Below are 2,792 nucleotides of genomic sequence, written 5' to 3' on the forward strand. Positions count from 1 at the left end.
TCCCGCAGCACACCGGCCGTGTGCACCACCGCCGACAGCGACACCCCGGCCAGCACATCCGCCAGCGCCTGCCGGTCGGACACGTCGCACGCCACCACATCGACCCGGGCACCCAGCGACGCCAGTTCCTCGGCCAGTTCCCCGGCGCCCGGCGCACTGGGGCCACGACGGCTGACGAGCAGCAGGCGCCGCACACCCCACCGCCGCACCAGATGGCGTGCCACCAAACTGCCAAGCGTCCCCGTACCACCAGTGATCAGCACCGTTCCCTCCGCCGACCACACCGAGGGCTCGTCTCCCTCAGCGGCCCGTATCCGGGTCAGCCGAGCCGCCCGTATCTGGTCGCCGCCTACGGCCAGTTGAGGCTCTCCGGCCGCGAGGGCGGCGGCCACCGCCGAGGGCACGTCCGCAGCCGCGTCCGCGTCGACCAGCAGCAGCCGTCCGGGGTGCTCGCTCTGCGCCGAGCGCACCAGACCCCACACGGCGGCGCCCGCCAGGTCGGTCACGTCGTCGTCGGATGCGGTGCTCACCGCGCCGCGCGTGACCACCACGAGCGGGAATCCAGCCGTATCCGGCCGCGCCAGCCATTCCTGTACGGCGGCCAGCACCCGGCGTACCTCGGCGGAGACCGCCCCCGGCACGTTCGCCTCCGTGAACGCCGCCTCGCCCGTCCGGCAGTCCAGGACCACCGCCCCCGCGCCGTCGGTGCCATCGGGGAGCGCGACGCCTTCGGCCCACTCCGCCAGCAGCACCGGTTGAACAGCCGAAGAGACCACGGGCACCCACTCCACTCCCAGCAGCCCGTCGTCGCCACGGGAGGCCGTGGACAGCTGCTCCGGCGTGGCCTCGCGCATGGTGAGGGTGTCGACCGAGATGACGGGCGCGCCCGCCGTGTCGGCGATGGCCACGGCCACGGCGTCGGGCGCGGTACGCGTCAGCCGGACCCGCAGCGCGGAGCCGCCGACGGCGTGCAGCCGGACACCGGACCAGGAGAACGGCAGGATGATCTCACCGTCGGTGAGTGCCTGAAGGGCCATGGTCTGCAGGGCCGCGTCGAGCAGGGCGGGGTGGATGCCGAACCGTCCTGCTTGCGCCGCGGCGTCGGACGGCAGCACGACCTCGGCGAAGACGTCGTCCCCCTGCCGCCACACGGCGCGCAGTCCCTGGAACACGGGCCCGTACGCGTATCCGGCCTCCGCCAGCATCGCGTAGAAGTCGTCCACCGGCACCGGTTCGGCACCTGCGGGCGGCCACTGCGTCAGCTCGAAGCCGGGCTCGGCACGGTCGCCGACGACCAGAGTTCCGCCCGCGTGCTGCACCCACTCGGCGGGCGACTGGTCGTCCTCGATCCGGGAGTAGACACCGACGGGCCACCGCCCGTTGGCCGTCTCCCCGACGACCACCTGCACCTGGACCGCCCCGGCAGCCGGGATCACCAGCGGGGCGTACAGGGTCAGCTCTTCCACCACGTCGCCACCGACCTCGTCACCGGCACGCAGCACCAGCTCCACGAAGGCCGTGCCCGGCAGCAGCACCGACCCCCCGATGGCGTGGTCCGCCAGCCACGCGTGCGTGTGCAGCGACAACCGACCGGTCAGCACCACGACGGCATCCGCCTCCGCGACACTGACCGACGCGCCCAGCAGCGGATGCCCGGCCGTGCCCAGACCGGCGGACGCGACATCCGCCGCACCGGTGGCAGCCTCCAGCCAGTACCGCTGGCGCTGGAAGGCATACGTGGGCAGTTCCACCCGGCGCGCGCCGGAGCCGTCGAACACCTCGGACCAGTCGACGTCCGCGCCGTGGACGTATGCCTGGGCCAGGCTCGTCAGCAGCCGCTCGTGGTCGTCCTCGTCCCGCCGCAGCGTGCCGAGCGCCACCGCCGTGGCGTCCAGCGTCTCGGCCGTCTGCTGCACCGCACCGGTCAGCACCGGATGCGGACTGACCTCGATGAACAACCCATGACCCGCGCCGAGCAAGGACCGTACGGCGGCCTCGAAGCGCACCGGCTCCCGCAGATTCCGCCGCCAGTAGTCGGCGTCCATGATGGTGGTGTCCAGTAGGTCGCCGGTCACCGTCGAATACAACGGCACCCCGGCCGCACGCGGAGACAACGACGCAACCGCCGCCGCCAACTCCCCGCCAATCCCCTCCATCTGACTTGTGTGGAAGGCGAATTCATCGCTGACCTGACGGACACGGATACCGTCCCGCTCACAGGCTTCCCTGAACCCGGCCACCTCGGCCGGCTCACCGGCCACGACGACGGACGCGGGCCCGTTCTCCGCCGCGATCTCCAGCCCACCCGACAGCCGCTCCCGCACCTGCCCGGCGGGCAAAGCGACCGACACCATCGCGCCGGTGCCGCTTGCCTGCACCAGCACCCGGCCCCGCGCCGCGATCAGTTCGGCGGCATCGGGCAGGGACAAGGCACCGGCCACGCACGCCGCCGCGATCTCACCCCGCGAGTGCCCCACCACAGCGGACGGGCGCACCCCGTACGACTCCCACACCGCCGCCAACGACACCATCACCGCGAACAACACCGGCTGACCGACATCGACCCGGTCGAGCAACGGCGCACCCTCCTCACCCCGCACCACCGACAGCAACGACCAGTCGATGTGCGGCTCCAACGCCGCCGCACACTCCGCCATCCGCCCCGCAAACACCGGCGAAGCATCCAGCAGCCCGCGAGCCATACCCACCCACTGCGAACCCTCACCCGAGAACACAAACACCGGACTCTTGGCAGCCTCCGCGGCGCCACGGGTCACACCCGGCCCCGCCGT

Annotated in this window: 1 protein-coding gene; it reads right to left on the bottom strand. The window is 72.5% G+C overall.

All coding sequences use genetic code 11. The features are described from left to right. A partial coding sequence (locus AB0I54_RS48015; protein ID WP_363302734.1) for an acyltransferase domain-containing protein occupies positions 1–2,702 on the bottom strand: 2,702 nt, incomplete at its 3' end. Positions 2,703–2,792 lie beyond the last annotated feature (90 nt).

Source organism: Streptomyces sp. NPDC050625 (assembly GCF_040654755.1).
In the GTDB taxonomy this organism is placed as follows: domain Bacteria; phylum Actinomycetota; class Actinomycetes; order Streptomycetales; family Streptomycetaceae; genus Streptomyces.